This window comes from Clostridium novyi NT, assembly GCF_000014125.1.
In the GTDB taxonomy this organism is placed as follows: Bacteria; Bacillota; Clostridia; order Clostridiales; family Clostridiaceae; genus Clostridium_H; species Clostridium_H novyi.
The window spans coordinates 957847-974003 of the sequence record NC_008593.1 but is presented as its reverse complement, the minus strand read 5'-3'; the positions used below and the strand labels follow the sequence as shown (position 1 = coordinate 974003).

The following is a 16157-nucleotide window of genomic DNA, read 5'->3' as shown; positions in this document are numbered from 1 at the left end:
GTAGAACAGAAAATCTCTATATTTATACTATTTATAGACTCTTATCTTTTACATGAAAGTTTTAACGTACCACTAATAGTAACATTTTGACAATTACAATTTGAATCACATTCGTTTACTGATACCTTAACCTTATCATCTTTTAATTCAATCTTTACATCCTTTTCAGGTGAACATGGTGGTTTAGGTCCCCACTGAGGGTCACCACAAGATGATATAGGCCAACATTTTACGCATTCATCTACATTTAAACAACAGCAACAAGATGCGTAAGCGAATGTTCCAGTATCACCTTTAACTTTAGCACTTGCAATTAGTGGTATACATCCAACTATCTTTAATACACAGGCATCTACTTGTCCGCATGTATTATTTCCGCAAGCAACATTTACTTTTTGAAAGACTTTTACACATTTCAAGCGGTTTTTCCATACAACAAATCCTTTATTGTTACCTTCCTCAACCTCGAAGCCTTCTGGAATTGTAGTTGTACAACAGAAATTTACATATACTGATCTTGGACCTACACATTTTCCTTCATTCTCTGCTTCTTGTGATTGTATCTCTAATTCTTCTTTTCCTTTTTCACTTAACTCTTCTAGTTCATCAAACATATCATCTATAGCTATTTCTTTCCAATTATTCATTAATAAATCCCTCTCTATCTTATTGTAAATTTCAGGTTTTAATCACCTTTAACACCATTATATGAACTTAACACTAAAATGTGTTTCTATTTATACTTGTTATATTCTTATCCATAAATTCATATCTATATAATAATATCTTTTATAGGGGGGATTTTTATATCTTTGAATAATATTAATGACAATAACTCAAAACATAATGAATTTTTAATAAGTGAACTAAAATATATAATCGATGAAAAAAATACTACATGTGCATACTATGAAAATCAATTCAAGATTATAAGTAACAATTATAAAAAATTTCAAGCTTCAAAGGAAAAATTGTATGATGCAATAAAAATTCTAAAAAAAAATTTAATGTATTATGAAAAAAAAGTAACTACTCTCAAAAACATGAATTTTAATAAAAGACGAAAAATAACTCTTCTAAAAGAAAACATTAAATCTCAAGATAAAAGAATTTTATCTCTCATAGAAGATATAAAATTTCTTCAAAATGAAGTTAATTCTTTAAATACTAAATTAAATGAAACGAAGGAAAAATAAAAGATGTAGGCTGAATTTGTTTTTACACAAATCAGCTTACATCTTTTAAATAAAATTTCGTTTTTACATAAAAAATTATTTTACATTTAGTAATGGATTCTCTTTTTTCTTTATTTTAACAAGATCTATTTGATTTTCAATAAGTCTGTTTTGTAAATCCATTATCTTATACTTCGAAGACTGATTTTGGAATTTAAGTTCCTTGTTCTCCGATTTTAAAGAATTATTGTCTTTTAAATGTTTTTTTGCTGTTTCTTTTAAAATTTCTATTTCGTCTTTTAACGCCTTGTTTTCATTTTCTATCTCTGTTATGTATTCCCCACTCTTTGTTCCTTCTAATTTATTTTGAAGTTCATTATTGTATTCCTCTAAATTTTTTATATGTTTTTTTAGATCTTCAATTTGAGTTTGGAATGCTTTTTCTGATTTTTTCACTTCTTCAACTTGCTTCATTAATTCAGCACAGTACTCATCTACTTTAAATTTTTCATCAACTATATTTATAGCTGCTAAAACAGAGGCATCTGATATACTAAGTCTTTTATTTTTAGACAATACTTCAATTATCTTTTTATCTACATGACTTGCAACTTTGTGTAGATATTCTTCTCTTTCTTCACCTTTTAGATTGTATTCGGAACCATTTATTTTAACAGTTACTATATTCATTTGAACACCCTCTTAGATAAATTGAAAAACTATTTATTTACATTTTAACACATTTTTTAAATATATGAAATATGAATTTATCTAAGCTCTGCTCCTAGCTTGTTTTCTAAAGCTTTTACTATCTTATCATGAACTTTATTTACATCTTTGTCTGTTAGAGTTCTATCTCCTCTATAAACTAATGAATACGCAATGCTCTTCTTATTATCTGGTATTTGTTTTCCTTCATATACATCAAATAATTTAGCACTTTCTAAAAGTTTGCCACCTTGATTTTGAATTACATCTTGTATTTCTTGTACAAGTATGTCTCTATCAACTAAAACAGCTAAATCTCTTGTAACAGCTGGGAATTTTGGTAATGGAGTATATTTCTTTTGTACCTTAGCATGTTTTAATAATACATCCATATTAAGTTCTGCAACGTAACATCTTTCATCTACTTCATAGTTTTCTGCAACATCTGGATGAATTTCTCCAACTACACCAACAAATTCTTTCTTAATGTAAAGTGCTGCTGTTTTTCCTGGATGGAAGCTTGGATTTTCGCTTTCTCTTTGGAATTTTACTTTTTCTACTCCAAGTGCATCTATTATGTTTTCAACTACACCTTTTATATCTAAGTAATCTACATTTCCGTACATTCCTAATGAGATTATATTTCTTTCTTCTGGAAGTTCAGTTTCATCTTCATTTGGTATATAAACTTTTCCAATTTCAAATAATCTCACTTCATCATTGTTTCTTGAATAGTTTCTGCTTAGTGATTCCATCATAGAAGGAATTGATGTTGTTCTCATTATGCTATAATCTTCTCCAAGAGGATTTCTTATAGTAACAACTTTTCTAAGTTCACTATCTTCAGGAACTAAAATTTTGTCAAATACTTTAGGACTTACAAATGAATAAGCTATAGATTGGTTAAGACCACTTGCTATTAATGTGTCTACAATTTTATCTTGTAGTAATTGTTTTGTGCTCTTTCCGCCTCTTAATGTTTCTACACTTGGAATTGTAGTTTCTACATTATTGTATCCATATATTCTTGCTATTTCTTCTGCTACATCTTCTCTTATGTTTATATCACATCTAAATGTAGGAACAGTTATAACAAGTTCATCTCCACTTATTTCAGTTGAAAGTTCTAATCTATCTAGGTACTCTTTCATTTGTTCTTTTGAAATATCAGTACCTAAAAATCTATTTATCCAGTTTGAATCAACAGTTACAGTGTGAGTTTCTTTTTTTTCATTGTAAACATCTATGGTACCTTCCATAATTTCTCCAGCACCTAGTTCTTCTATTAAATGACAAGCTCTATTCATAGCTTCTTCTACTGCATTTGGATCTAAATCTTTTTCAAATTTTCCTGAAGCTTCAGTTCTTAAATTTAATTTTTTAGAAGAAACTCTTATGTTAGTTCCATCAAAGTTTGCACATTCAAAAACTACTTCAGTTGTATCTTCTTTAACTTCTGAGTTTAATCCGCCCATTATACCAGCAAGTGCTATTGTTCTATCTCCATCTTTGATGTTTAATATTTCTTCATTTAATTCTCTTTCTTCTTCATCTAAAGTTATGAATTTTTCTCCATTTTTAGCTCTTTCAACAACTATAGTATTAGAAGTTATTTCTCTTCTATCAAATGCGTGCATTGGTTGACCAAGCTCTATCATAACAAAGTTTGTTATATCAACTATATTGTTTATTGGTCTTACACCAGCTTCTAATAATCTTTCTTGCATCCAAGAAGGTGATGGAGCTATTTTTACGTTTTTAATTCCTCTTGCCATATATCTTCTGCAAAGATTATCTTTAACTTCTACTTTTAAAGTATTGTTTATGTTTTCGCTATTTTGTACTTTGTATTCTGTGATAGGTTTTCTATAAGAAGTTCCAAGTGTTGCAGCAACTTCTCTTGCAATACCAATTATGCTTAAACAATCTGGTCTATTAGATGTTATTTCAAAGTCTATAGATGCTTTTTCAAGATCTATAACTTCTTTCATTTCTTTTCCTAGTGGAGTGTTTTCTGGTAGAATCATAAGTCCTACAACAGGTTCATCTCCTGCTATTCCAAGTTCTTCTTCTGAACAGAACATTCCATTAGAAGGTACCCCTCTTAGTTTACCTTTCTTTATTTTAGTTCCATCAGCTAAAGTTGAACCATGTAATGCTACTGGTACTACATCTTGTTCTTTCATATTTGTAGCTGCTGTTACTATTTGAATAGGTTCTTCTGCATTAACATCTACTTGACATATAGATAGCTTTTCTGCATCTGGGTGTTTTTCTATTTTTATTATTTTTCCTGTTACTACTTTGTTTATTACATCACCTGTTACTATAACTTCTTCAACTTTTGATCCTGAAAGAGTTAGGGCATCTCCTAATTCTTGAGGTGATATATTTATGTCAACATAATCTTTTAACCAATTTACTGGTACTAACATTTAAATTTCCTCCTTATGTATTATTTCTTCTAGAATTGATTTAAAAATCTCATATCACTTTCGTATAATAATCTTATATCATCTAATTCGTATTTTTGCATTACCATTCTGTCAAGTCCAAATCCAAAGGCAAACCCACTATATACTTCTGGATCGATTCCACAATTTCTTAAAACGTCAGGGTGAACCATTCCACATCCTAAAAGTTCAATCCATCCACTGTTTTTACATACATTACATCCTTTTCCTCCGCAGACGAAACATGTTGCATCCATTTCAGCAGATGGTTCTGTGAATGGGAAGTGGTGAGGTCTAAATTTAGTTTGCATTTTTTCACCAAACATTTTCTTTGTAAATAATTCTAGTGTTCCTTTAAGGTCTGCAAAAGTTATTCCTTTATCAATTACAAGTCCTTCTATTTGATAGAATATTGGTGAGTGAGTAGCATCTACAGAATCTGAACGATAAACTTTTCCTGGTGCTATCATCTTTATAGGTGGTTTTTGATTTTCCATTGTTCTTACTTGTATTGGAGAAGTTTGTGTTCTTAATACTACATCATCATTTATGTAAAAAGTATCTTGTTCTCCTCTAGCTGGATGGTTCTTAGGTATATTAAGTGCTTCAAAGTTGTAGTAATCTTTTTCTACTTCTGGTCCTTCTTCTATAGAGAATCCCATTGATATAAATATATCCATTATGCTATCTAAAGTAAGTTGAAGTGGATTTTTTCTTCCTACAGTTTGTTTTCTTCCTGGCATTGAAATATCTATTACTTCATTTTTTAATTTAGCTTCTTTTTCTTTAAGCTTTATTTCAGTTACAGCTTTTTCTATAAGTTCTTCTATGCTTCCTCTAACCTCATTTGCAAGTTTTCCTATAACTGGTCTTTCTTGTGATGATAATTTACCCATTCCTCTTAATATTTGAGTAAGTTCACCTTTTTTACCTAAATATTTAACTCTAATGTTTTCAAGTTCTGCTTTGTTTGAGATTTTGTTTAATTCTTCTAAAGCAGTATTTTTGATCTGTTGTAATTTTTCTTTCATTTTAATACTCCTTTCCATTTATTTGAACACATAAAAAAACTCCCTCCCCAAAACTAGGGACGAAGTTATTCCGCGTTACCACCCTTATTAATTGAAAATATCAATTTTCAATTCTCTTGAGATTTTATCGACATATGCCGCTAAATGCTACTTTAATTTCACACTTAGAACTCCAGAGTGAACTTCAATATATTCCTTTTGAAAAAGCTCTCAGTCTATGACTTTTTCTCCCTTTAAAAATTTCTATATCTACTCTCTCTATCATAGTTTAAAATATAGTGTTTTATATAACAAAACTTAAATATTATTATAACCATAATAATCTAAAATATCAAATAATTTTTTTATTTATTGATTATTATGATTTTGTCTAACTACCTCATACATCATTATACTAGCTGCAACTCCAACATTTAATGATTCCGCATCACCAGGCATAGGTATTTTAACCCTCTCATCGCCTAAATTATATACTTCATCACTTACTCCATTTCCTTCATTACCTACACATATTATAACTTTTTTAGTTAAATCGATATCAAAAAAATTATTTTCTGTATCAAGGGAGCTTACTATAAGTTTAAATCCCTTTAATTTAAGATCATTTATAACTTCAAAATCATTATCTTCTATAATAGGAATTTTGAAAATAGAACCCATGGTAGATCTTAGAGTTTTATCATTATATATATCCACAGTACCCTTAGTCACTATAACCCCCAGTGCCCCACTTGCATTTGCACTTCTAATTATAGTACCCATGTTACCTGGATCTTGCACTTTATCAATTAAAATATAAAACCCATTTTTATCTTCTATGCTAATTTTTTTATTATCAACTACAGCTATAATTCCTTGAGGATTGTTAGTTTCACATAATTCTTTTAATATTTCATCTTTTACTAAAGAAACTTTAGTATTTTCATCTACCGAATTAAGTATATTAAATGAATTGCATTTTTCAATAGCACTCTCTGCTATTAACATATGCGAAACTTGAAAAGTAGATTTTAATGCTTCTTCTACAAATCTAAAACCTTCTACAAGAAATTTTTCTTCTTGTACTCTATACTTTTTTTTGCGTAATTTTCTCACATATTTAATTAATGTATTGTCCTTACTTTCAATTAAATTCATAAGAGTACTCCTACTTTTTTATTTTATTCTCAAGTCTATTAAGTTCCTCTATTCCTCCTATGGCAACAATAATATCTCCAGTTCTTATTATGTCATCTGCTGAAGGTGAAATATTGACTTCATTATTTCTCTTTAATGCCATAACGTTTATACCGTATTGTGATCTCATATCTAATTCCTTAAGAGTTTTTCCATGCCACTCTTTAGGACTAGATATTTCAGCTATACTATAATCTTGAGATAATTCTATATAATCTAATATATTTGAAGAAACTAAGTTGTGAGCAACCCTAACTCCCATATCTCTTTCTGGGAAAATAACTCTATCAACACCTATTTTCTTTAAAACTTTTGCATGTAATTCATTATGAGCTTTAGCAATTATACACTTTACGCCAAGTTCTTTTGTTAAAAGTGCTGTCATTATGCTACCTTGAACATTTGATCCAATTGTAACAACTCCCACATCAAAATTACTTATTCCAAGTGTTCTAAGACTATTTTCATCTGTGGAATCAGCTTGAACAGCGTGAGTTACACTATCTGCTATGTTTTGCACTGTTTCCTCATTTAAATCAATTGCTAAAACATCATTTCCTAATGAATATAATGTTTTTGCAATAGAACTTCCAAATCTTCCTAAACCAATTACAACAAACTGTCTCTTTTTCAATATATTCACCCTCTATCCAACTAATATTTTACCATCTGGATATTTTATTAAATTTTTATCCTTTTTACTAGATAACGCCATAATCAAAGTAAGAGGTCCTATTCTTCCTATATACATAGTTGCACATATAATAAATTTCCCAATAACACTAAGTTGTGGTGTAAGTCCTAAAGTCAATCCTACGGTTCCGAATGCAGAAGTTATTTCATATAAAATATATTCTAAAGATGCTCCTGTTTCCGTAAAAGATAATATAACAGTATCTATAATTACAACTCCCATAGCTAGTGTAGCAATTACAAAACTTTTATATACTAGGTTCTTTCCTATAGTTCTCTCAAATATTTCAGTATCTTCTCTATTTTTAATTACACATACAATTGTCATCATTAAAATACCAATAGTTGTTGTTTTTACTCCTCCAGCTGTTCCTCCAGGGCAACCTCCTATAAACATAAGTATTATAGTAAGCACCTTTCCAGCTAGCGTCATATTAGGTAAATTCACCGAATAAAACCCAGCGGTTCTAGGAGATACAGATGCAAAAAATGAAGACAATATCTTTCCTTTAAAAGACATGTACTGAATTGTTTCGGGATTTCTCATTTCAAATAAGTACATTAATGCCCAACCAGATATAACTAAAAATAAAGTCATAGCAATTGCTACTTTAGAATGAGTAGAAAAGTTTCCTACACCCTTATAATTATATATTTCAGCCCAAACTGAAAAACCAAGTCCACTTATAATTATTAAAAATGATATAGTAAGTATTACTACTGTATTGTTATAATAAGGTACTAAACTATCTCCTGTAAGGTCAAATCCAGCATTACAAAAGGCAGAAATAGAGTGGAATAAACTAAAATAAATACCCTTTAATAAACCGTATTTTGGAATAAATTTAGTAGACAAAAATAGTGCACCTATACCCTCAACAGAAAAAGTAAAAATAAGTATGTATTTAGCTAATTTTACGAGCCCTTGAAGAGAAAAAGAGTTCATTGCCTCTTGCATTATCAGTCTCTCTTTTAATGTAATCCTTTTTCCAAGTATTAATGCAAATAAAGTCGCAAAGGACATAAATCCAAGTCCACCTATTTGAATAAGAGCTATTATAACAGTGGTACCGAAATAATTCCAATGTGCAGCAGTATTAACCGTTGTAAGTCCTGTTATACAAACTGCGGAAGTTGAGGTAAAGAATGCATCAATAAAAGGAGTACTACTCCCATTTTTAGATGCGATAGGTAACATCAATAACATAGATCCAATCATAATAAGTATAAAAAATCCCAGTGCTAATGTTTGAACAGGAGTAAACCTTCTTTTATATCCTTTTTTCAACTTTGTCACCCCTAAATATACATTTATTAAGAATTATATCATTTAAAGTATTTTTGTCAAAATAAAAATAAAATGCAGCTCAAAGGCCGCATTTTAATACTAAGCGTTTAATTGCTTTTTAGCTACTTCTACTAAATCAGCAAATGCTTTTTCATCATTTATAGCGATTTCTGAAAGCATTTTTCTGTTCATGTTAATTCCAGCTAGTTTGATTCCATTCATGAATTTTGAATAAGATAAACCATTCATTCTTGCTGCTGCGTTTATTCTAGCAATCCAAAGTCTTCTGAAATCTCTCTTCTTTAATTTTCTACCTACATAAGCAAAATTCATTGCTCTTAATACTGTTTCATTAGCATTCTTGAAAGTTCTACTTCTTCTTCCATAGTAACCTTTTGCAAGTTTTAATATCTTTTTATGTTTTTTACGAGCGTGCATAGCTCTTTTTACTCTTGCCATTAAACAAACCTCCTTCTGTACGAACTATCTTATAGATATGGTAATAATTTCTTCATTACTTTTTCTTGAGCTTCTGATACAAGACCGCTCTTTCTAAGATTTCTCTTAGTTTTTGATGATTTCTTTGTTAATATGTGGCTCTTAAAAGCTTTAGCTCTCTTAAGTTTTCCACTTCCAGTTTTCTTAAATCTTTTTGCTGCACCTCTATGAGTTTTCATTTTAGGCATATTAGTTCCTCCTTTCAATTAAGCTCTTTTTGGAGCTAATATCAAAATCATATTTCTACCTTCTAGTTTAGCTGGTTTTTCAATAACACAGACATCTTCTATCTCAGATACAAATTGATCTAATATTTTTTTTCCTTTATAGGAATAATCAGCTTCTCTTCCTCTAAATCTTACAGTGACTTTAACTTTATTTTCTGCTTGTAAGAATTTTCTTGTTCTATTAGCCTTGATTTCTATATCATGCTTTTCAATAGTTGGACTTAATCTGATTTCTTTTATATTTATAACTTTTTGTTTCTTTTTGGCTTCCTTAACTTTTTTTGTTTGTTCGTATAAGTACTTGCCATAATCCATTATCTTACAAACTGGTGGAGTACTGTTTGATGCTATCATAACTAAATCAAGCTCTTTTTCTTCTGCCATCTTTAAAGCTTCTCTAGTATTTAAAACACCAAGTTGTTCTCCAGTCTCACTTATAAGTCTTACTTCTTTTTCTCTTATTTGTTCATTTATAAGGCTTTCTTTCTTAATACTCTTTCACCTCCGAAAAAAACTCAAAACTTCTATAATTACTTTTATATTTAACTATTAATTATAGACTCTATTTATATTACAAAATAAAAAGGACGGCTTCTAAGCCGTCCTATACAATTCACATAAAATAAAATAACTTGAAATGAATGTATAACCTTACTAGCTGTGCTGTAAGGTGAGAAACAGCTTAGTTTCTTCTTAACGAATAGTATTGTACTATATATAATTTATAAAGTCAACTGTTTTTTATAAACAATTTGTTTTTTCTTCTATTTCTTTTTTTACCATAGCAACAAAGTCAGTTAAATTCATTGCTCCAAGATCTCCTTGTTTTCTTGCTCTTACTGCTATAGTCTTTTCGTTCATTTCTTTATCTCCAAGAACTAGCATGTAAGGTATCTTTTGAAGCTGAGCTTCTCTGATTTTGTATCCTATTTTTTCATTTCTTAAATCAAGTTCTACTCTTATTCCATTTTCATTTAATACTTTTTGAATTTCTTTGCAGTATTCAACTTGATTATCTGTTATATTCATTATTTTAACTTGTACTGGTGCAAGCCATGTTGGGAATGCTCCTGCATAGTGTTCTGTTAAAATTCCTATAAATCTTTCTATACTTCCGAATATAACTCTGTGAGCCATTACTGGTCTGTGTTTTTCTCCATCTGCTCCTACATAGCTTAAATCAAATCTTTCTGGCATTTGGAAATCTAATTGAATTGTTCCACATTGCCAAGTTCTTCCTAAACAATCTCTTAAATGGAAGTCGATCTTTGGACCATAGAATGCTCCGTCTCCTTCGTTAATCTTGTATTCAAGACCTGCTTCATTTAATGCTTTTATAAGACCATTTGTTGCTGCTTCCCAATCTTCATCGCTTCCCATAGAATCTTCTGGTCTAGTTGAAAGTTCTACGAAATATTCAAATCCAAATAGGCTGTAGAAATTGTCTATCATCTTAATTACTCCTAATATTTCTGAAGTAATTTGTTCTTTTGTCATAAATATATGAGCATCATCTTGAGTAAAGTTTCTAACTCTCATAAGTCCGTGTAATGCACCTGAATATTCATGTCTGTGAACAAGACCAAGTTCTCCAAGTCTTATAGGTAATTCTCTATATGAGTGAAGATCGCTCTTATAAACCAATATAGATCCTGGACAGTTCATTGGTTTTATTGCATAGTCTTCTCCATCTATTTTAGTGAAGTACATATTTTCTTTGTAGTGATCCCAGTGGCCTGATTGATGCCATAATTTTTCATTTAATATAATAGGTGTTCTTATTTCACCGTATCCTGCTTTTTCGTGCATTTCTCTCCAGTAGTTTTCAAGAGTATTTCTTAAAATCATTCCCTTTGGATAGAAGAATGGGAATCCTGGACCTTCTTCTTTAAGATCAAATAATCCTAATTCTTTTCCAAGTTTTCTGTGGTCTCTCTTTTTAGCTTCTTCAAGCATGTGAAGATATTCTTCAAGTTCCGCTTTTTTAGTAAATGCTGTTCCATAGATTCTTTGTAACATTTTATTGTTTTCATTTCCTCTCCAATAAGCACCTGCTACAGAAAGTAATTTTATAGCTTTAACTTCTTTAGTTGATGGTACGTGAGGTCCTGCACAAAGGTCTACAAAATCTCCTTGTTCATAGAATGAAATTATTGACTCTTCTGGTAGATCTTCTATAAGTTCTACTTTGTAATCTTCATTTCTTTCTTTCATAAAGTTAATTGCATCTTCTCTTGACTTAGTGAATTTTTTAAGTTGTAGATTTTCTTTAACTATTTTGTTCATTTCTTTTTCTATTTTTTCAAGAATTTCTGGAGTGAAAGAAAACTCTGCATCAAAGTCATAATAGAATCCATTTTCTATTGAAGGTCCTATTGCAAGTTTAACTTCTGGGTATAATCTTTTTACTGCTTGAGCAAGTATATGTGATGCTGTATGTCTTAAAGTATCTTTTCCTTCTTGATCTTCAAAAGTTAATATTTCTAAAGTGCTGTCCTCATTTATAACATCCATAAGTTCAGCTTTTTCTCCATTTATTTTAGCTCCTAAAGCTTTTTTTCTTAATGAAGTGCTTATTCTAGCAGCTATTTCTGAAACTGTTAAGCCTTTTTCAACTTCTAATACTTTTCCATCTTTTAAAGTTATTTTTATCATATTTCTTCCTCCCTACTAAATTTATGTATAAAATTTTTAATCAAAAAACAAAAAGCTCGCCCCCAAAAATGGGGCGAGTTTTATCGCGATTCCACCCAAATTAACAATAAAGTATAATATATTTGTATACATTATTATTGTTATCTCATAGCTTTTAACGCTTGCGGCGGAAAATATCTACTAATATTTCAATACTCAACTTAAAGGTGGTTTTCAATAACACTTGAACAAAAAATCTTACAGCCAATGGATTTTTCTCTCTTAGAACAGTATTTTATTTACTCTTCCTTATCATTGTCTTTAAATTATCTTTTTTATAAATTATAGTATTAATATTTTAAACTGTCAATAATTTTATTTTTTATATTTTTATTGCAATATATTTTTTCAATTTTCACAAAATTTAACTCTGTTTTCAAAAACTTTTTCAATAGTATTTATCATTTCTTTATTTTTGGAATTTTTCCTTCGGTGTATTATTATATTTTTAGGACAATAAGTTATAAGTCCACTTATAATAAGATCATCCACTTGAACATCTTCAATACTATTGATGCCTGCGAGTTCTCCTATTATATCATTCATAAGGTCTTTTCCCTTATCATCTTCTATTATATAACTTCCATCTTCTTTTATAGTTATATTCACTTCTTTTATTTTATTTTCTTGTACATCAACAAAATACTTTAGAAGTTTTATAAACTCATCATATTCCCTTTGAGATACATATTTTTCTACAACTTTGTTTACTATACTTTCAAAGTCTCCTCTTAATTCCTTCATTCTAAAGGTAAGAAATCCATTTATATTAATTGTTGAATTTTCATCTACACATTCTTTTATTTTATTTATTATATTATTCTTTTTATTCATGCAATATATAGCATCTTCATCAGTAATTTTCTCTGTATTATTTAAAATCTCTATAGTTCTATCCATAACTTCTTGCATTTCATCATATTTTAAGAAAAAGTATGAGTCTGTTAAATAAGAATACAATTCTTCTCTATAAAACTTTTTAACAACAATATTATATATAATATTTGATATATATAAACCAAATTTATTTTTTTGTTTTGTATCTAATTCATTTTCTTTACAAAATATTTTTATAAAGTGTAAATCAGCACTTATATTTTCATAAATCCCAAGTATTATGCCTTTTTCTTCGAAATATATCTTCATCTTGTTTAAATCATATATTATATCTTCTTTATTGTCACATATAATTGTCAGTAATAACACACAATACACTCCTTCCTGGAATTAGTATGTGTTTAAATTCAAAGGCTATTCAATACAAATAAAATTTTCTATTTTATAGACATAATTATTTTTAAAATGTTATATTTATTAGGGTGATATATATGAAAACATTAATTGTAGATTACAGAATATCAGAAGAAGAAAAAAGCTTTTTAATAAATTTAGGCTATAAAATAATAACTTGTCCTTCCTCTAATAAACTATATTATGCTATATGTGGGCATCCTGATATACTAATGCACATAATTAATAAAAAAAATATTATAGTTCACAAAGATACACCTAATAACTTTATAGAATCACTTAAAACCTTAGGTATGAACGTAATTTTATCTAAAAATTCATTAGACTCAAAATATCCAAAAGACATAATTCTAAACGCTGTTAATCTTTCAGATTATTTTGTTCATTATTTAAAGAATACAGACAAAGTTTTATTAAATGAAATAAAAAAAGAAAAGAAAAAATTAATTAATACAAAACAAGGGTATACTAAATGCTCTACTGCAATAGTAAATGATAATGCCATAATGACAAGTGATACCACTATAGCTAAAGCTCTTAAAGATGAAAATATTGATGTGTTACTTTTACCCCCTGGTGACATTGAACTTCCAGGACTTGATTATGGTTTCATTGGAGGCACTTGCGGGTTAATTGAGAATAACACTTTAGCCTTCTATGGAGATCTTAAAAATTATATTTACGGAAAAGAAGTTTTGAATTTCTTAAAAAAGCATAAAGTAGAACCGGTATTTTTAAGAAAAGGGAAATTAATAGATAGAGGAAGTATTTTTAGGGTTTAGAATACTTAAATTACTCAATACTTCAAAAAAGTTAAAGTCCTTAAAATCAAGGACTTTAACTTTTTTATATAAAATTTATATTTTTTCAAAAGTATAATTGTAATATAATTAATTTAATTTTGCACCCTTTTTACGATTACATTTCCAACAAAGAGTTTGTAAATTTTTTTCTGTAGACATACCACCCTTTGAAATAGGTATTATGTGATCAATTTCTAATAATAGATTCTTTTCATCTCTTGTAGATAATCCACACTTTTGACAAGTATAATTATCTCTCTTTTTTATCTTTTCTCTTAATTTTGAAGTCATTAATGCCCTTTGTCCTGCTGCACTTTTTTTAAATTTAACAACTTGTGAAAGATATTCTACAAAATAATTTAAATTATCTAAATCTAATTCAATATCACAACTAATAGATTTATTTCCACCAGGACTTACATATCTAAATGTATATACAGGGAAGTATAATGTACTAAAATCAATTTCCTTAAATCCTAATTTCCGCATAAACTTTTTCCCATTAAATGTTCTAATAAGAAATGGTACATCATGCTTGATAGATTTTTTAATCTTTTCAAGTTCATTACTAAGTAATTTCTTTCCTTCTTCAGCAGCCGAAAAATTATTTAAAATATTTTCAAAACTTTGTAGCGATTCTTCATTTGCTTTAATATTAAAGTACTTGCATAAATATTTAAAAGGTTGCATTTCTGCATTCTTACATACAGTTGCAGAGCATTCATAAATATATTCTGATTTTCTTGCTTTTAATTGTTCTTTTCTTTTAAAATTATATCTACTTGAATCATTTAATTGCGCAATTCCATAATTATTTTTTTTAACGTCTAAATACGTATTTTTTAATTCTTCAATATGCTGGTTTAATTCATTACAATTTATAATGTAATTATTTAAATCTTGTTTTAATTTATTAAAATTTTTACCTTTATAATACGCATATTTATATATTTGCCAAACTATAAACAACATAATTATAACGGACATGCTTTCTCCCTCTTTTCCCATTTGTTTATATTACTATTATATCATATTTTTGTAAAATAAGCTCACATATTGAACTTGACTATAAATTATGCATATTTTGACCCTTTATGAATTTCATAAGTTACCTTGTAATATCCTTATTTTATCTTTTCAAAAAACAACAAAACTCCTTGAAATCAAGGAGTTTTCATTATATCAATATTAAATTGATGTTTTGGAGGCGCCACCCAGATTTGAACTGGGGAATCAGAGTTTTGCAGACTCGTGCCTTACCACTTGGCTATAGCGCCGCATTATTTTGTTGCATACTACATATTATTCATTTTTAATAAATTTGTTACTTTATTATTTCAAAAACATCATTTTAAAAAGATGTTTGGAGGCGCCACCCAGATTTGAACTGGGGAATCAGAGTTTTGCAGACTCGTGCCTTACCACTTGGCTATAGCGCCTTATTATATTTTGGAGCGGAAGACGAGATTCGAACTCGCGACGTTCACCTTGGCAAGGTGACGCTCTACCACTGAGCCACTCCCGCATTTATTTGGTGGCTGGACCAGGAATCGAACCAGGGACACGAGGATTTTCAGTCCTCTGCTCTACCGACTGAGCTATCCAGCCTAAAATTATGGCGACCTAGAAGGGACTCGAACCCTCGACCTCCGGCGTGACAGGCCGGCACTCTAACCAACTGAGCCACTAGGCCACATTACTGATGAAATGGTGGGCACAACAGGGCTCGAACCTGTGACCCCCTGCTTGTAAGGCAGATGCTCTCCCAGCTGAGCTATGCGCCCATGTCATCAGCGACAATATTTATTATATCTTAGAGTTTTTTTCTTGTCAAGAACTTTTTTAAGTTCTTTTTTCTTTAAAAACTCTTTGGCTTTGGATTTCCTTTTCTTCATTTCGTGAAGGCCGGTAACCCTTAGCGCATAACTATAATATAAAATATCAGGTTGGTTGTCAACGCCATAAAGGGTTATTCTTAGAAATTAAATATATTTTTCTCCTTTTTTTTATCTTTTTCTCACTTTTTCTCATATTTTTAACCTTTAAAATGCTTTTATAATAAAAAGACCCTACAATACCATTAAAATGCTTTAAAATACTATGTTTTCAGCTATTAACAATATATAGAGTCTCATATCTGATACTTTATTATATAACTAA

The 16157-nt window shown here is 29.2% G+C and carries 15 protein-coding genes, 6 tRNA genes and 3 other annotated features; of the genes, 2 read left to right on the top strand and 19 right to left on the bottom strand.

The window, feature by feature from the left end; genetic code table 11:
* Positions 1-41: 41 nt before the first annotated feature.
* The gene (locus NT01CX_RS04445) at positions 42-647 is read right to left on the bottom strand and encodes a hypothetical protein (RefSeq protein WP_011721848.1); all 606 of its coding nucleotides are present in this window, start codon (positions 645-647) and stop codon (positions 42-44) included.
* Between the two features lie 165 nt (positions 648-812).
* Between NT01CX_RS04445 and NT01CX_RS04440 the strand changes: the two genes are divergently transcribed.
* Positions 813-1196: a hypothetical protein gene (locus tag NT01CX_RS04440; protein WP_039242982.1), complete on the top strand. Its 384-nt coding sequence runs from the start codon at positions 813-815 to the stop codon at positions 1194-1196.
* A 75-nt stretch (positions 1197-1271) separates the two neighbouring features.
* Here the strand turns inward: NT01CX_RS04440 and zapA are convergent, their stop codons facing one another.
* From zapA to ytxC, 11 genes are all read right to left on the bottom strand, one after another.
* The gene (zapA, locus tag NT01CX_RS04435; RefSeq protein ID WP_011721847.1) at positions 1272-1865 is read right to left on the bottom strand and encodes a cell division protein ZapA; all 594 of its coding nucleotides are present in this window, start codon (positions 1863-1865) and stop codon (positions 1272-1274) included.
* Positions 1866-1942: 77 nt separating this feature from the next.
* Entirely contained in the window at positions 1943-4318 is a 2376-nt protein-coding gene (gene pheT / locus NT01CX_RS04430; RefSeq protein WP_011721846.1) for a phenylalanine--tRNA ligase subunit beta, read from the bottom strand.
* Between the two features lie 29 nt (positions 4319-4347).
* The gene (gene pheS, locus NT01CX_RS04425) at positions 4348-5367 is read right to left on the bottom strand and encodes a phenylalanine--tRNA ligase subunit alpha (RefSeq protein ID WP_011721845.1); all 1020 of its coding nucleotides are present in this window, start codon (positions 5365-5367) and stop codon (positions 4348-4350) included.
* 52 nt (positions 5368-5419) lie between these two features.
* Positions 5420-5641, bottom strand: a binding site (T-box leader).
* A gap of 74 nt (positions 5642-5715) precedes the next feature.
* The gene (locus NT01CX_RS04420) at positions 5716-6504 is read right to left on the bottom strand and encodes a TrmH family RNA methyltransferase (protein ID WP_011721844.1); all 789 of its coding nucleotides are present in this window, start codon (positions 6502-6504) and stop codon (positions 5716-5718) included.
* A 10-nt stretch (positions 6505-6514) separates the two neighbouring features.
* Positions 6515-7177, bottom strand: a complete 663-nt coding sequence (locus NT01CX_RS04415; protein WP_039226788.1) for a potassium channel family protein — start codon at positions 7175-7177, stop codon at positions 6515-6517.
* 12 nt (positions 7178-7189) lie between these two features.
* Positions 7190-8533: a TrkH family potassium uptake protein gene (locus tag NT01CX_RS04410; protein ID WP_039238272.1), complete on the bottom strand. Its 1344-nt coding sequence runs from the start codon at positions 8531-8533 to the stop codon at positions 7190-7192.
* A gap of 90 nt (positions 8534-8623) precedes the next feature.
* Positions 8624-8983 carry a 50S ribosomal protein L20 gene (gene rplT, locus NT01CX_RS04405; protein ID WP_011721841.1) on the bottom strand — a complete coding sequence of 120 codons (360 nt, stop codon included), beginning with the start codon at positions 8981-8983 and terminating at the stop codon, positions 8624-8626.
* Between the two features lie 29 nt (positions 8984-9012).
* Positions 9013-9210 (bottom strand): 50S ribosomal protein L35, encoded by a 198-nt coding sequence (rpmI, locus tag NT01CX_RS04400; RefSeq protein ID WP_011721840.1) that lies wholly within the window; start codon positions 9208-9210, stop codon positions 9013-9015.
* A gap of 18 nt (positions 9211-9228) precedes the next feature.
* Positions 9229-9723 carry a translation initiation factor IF-3 gene (infC, locus tag NT01CX_RS04395; RefSeq protein WP_039226791.1) on the bottom strand — a complete coding sequence of 165 codons (495 nt, stop codon included), beginning with the start codon at positions 9721-9723 and terminating at the stop codon, positions 9229-9231.
* Positions 9724-9822: 99 nt separating this feature from the next.
* Positions 9823-9950: a sequence feature (ribosomal protein L20 leader region), on the bottom strand.
* Positions 9951-9990: 40 nt separating this feature from the next.
* Positions 9991-11904, bottom strand: coding sequence for a threonine--tRNA ligase (thrS, locus tag NT01CX_RS04390; protein ID WP_011721838.1), 1914 nt, complete (start codon positions 11902-11904; stop codon positions 9991-9993).
* Positions 11905-11970: 66 nt separating this feature from the next.
* Positions 11971-12208: a binding site (T-box leader), on the bottom strand.
* A gap of 83 nt (positions 12209-12291) precedes the next feature.
* The gene (ytxC, locus tag NT01CX_RS04385) at positions 12292-13149 is read right to left on the bottom strand and encodes a putative sporulation protein YtxC (protein ID WP_011721837.1); all 858 of its coding nucleotides are present in this window, start codon (positions 13147-13149) and stop codon (positions 12292-12294) included.
* A 122-nt stretch (positions 13150-13271) separates the two neighbouring features.
* Here ytxC and NT01CX_RS04380 point away from each other — a divergent pair, with 122 nt between their 5' ends.
* A complete protein-coding gene (locus tag NT01CX_RS04380) occupies positions 13272-13976 on the top strand; it encodes a DUF6873 family GME fold protein (protein ID WP_011721836.1) in 705 nt (234 codons plus the stop codon).
* 108 nt (positions 13977-14084) lie between these two features.
* Here the strand turns inward: NT01CX_RS04380 and NT01CX_RS11945 are convergent, their stop codons facing one another.
* The 7 genes from NT01CX_RS11945 to NT01CX_RS04345 form a co-directional block, all read right to left on the bottom strand.
* Positions 14085-14984 (bottom strand): HNH endonuclease, encoded by a 900-nt coding sequence (locus NT01CX_RS11945; RefSeq protein WP_011721835.1) that lies wholly within the window; start codon positions 14982-14984, stop codon positions 14085-14087.
* A 215-nt stretch (positions 14985-15199) separates the two neighbouring features.
* Positions 15200-15274, bottom strand: a tRNA-Cys gene (locus tag NT01CX_RS04370).
* Between the two features lie 87 nt (positions 15275-15361).
* Positions 15362-15436, bottom strand: a tRNA-Cys gene (locus tag NT01CX_RS04365).
* 11 nt (positions 15437-15447) lie between these two features.
* Positions 15448-15522, bottom strand: a tRNA-Gly gene (locus NT01CX_RS04360).
* A 7-nt stretch (positions 15523-15529) separates the two neighbouring features.
* Positions 15530-15605 (bottom strand) — tRNA-Phe (locus NT01CX_RS04355).
* A gap of 8 nt (positions 15606-15613) precedes the next feature.
* Positions 15614-15690: transfer RNA gene (locus tag NT01CX_RS04350), tRNA-Asp, on the bottom strand.
* A gap of 15 nt (positions 15691-15705) precedes the next feature.
* Positions 15706-15781, bottom strand: a tRNA-Val gene (locus NT01CX_RS04345).
* Positions 15782-16157: the final 376 nt, after the last annotated feature.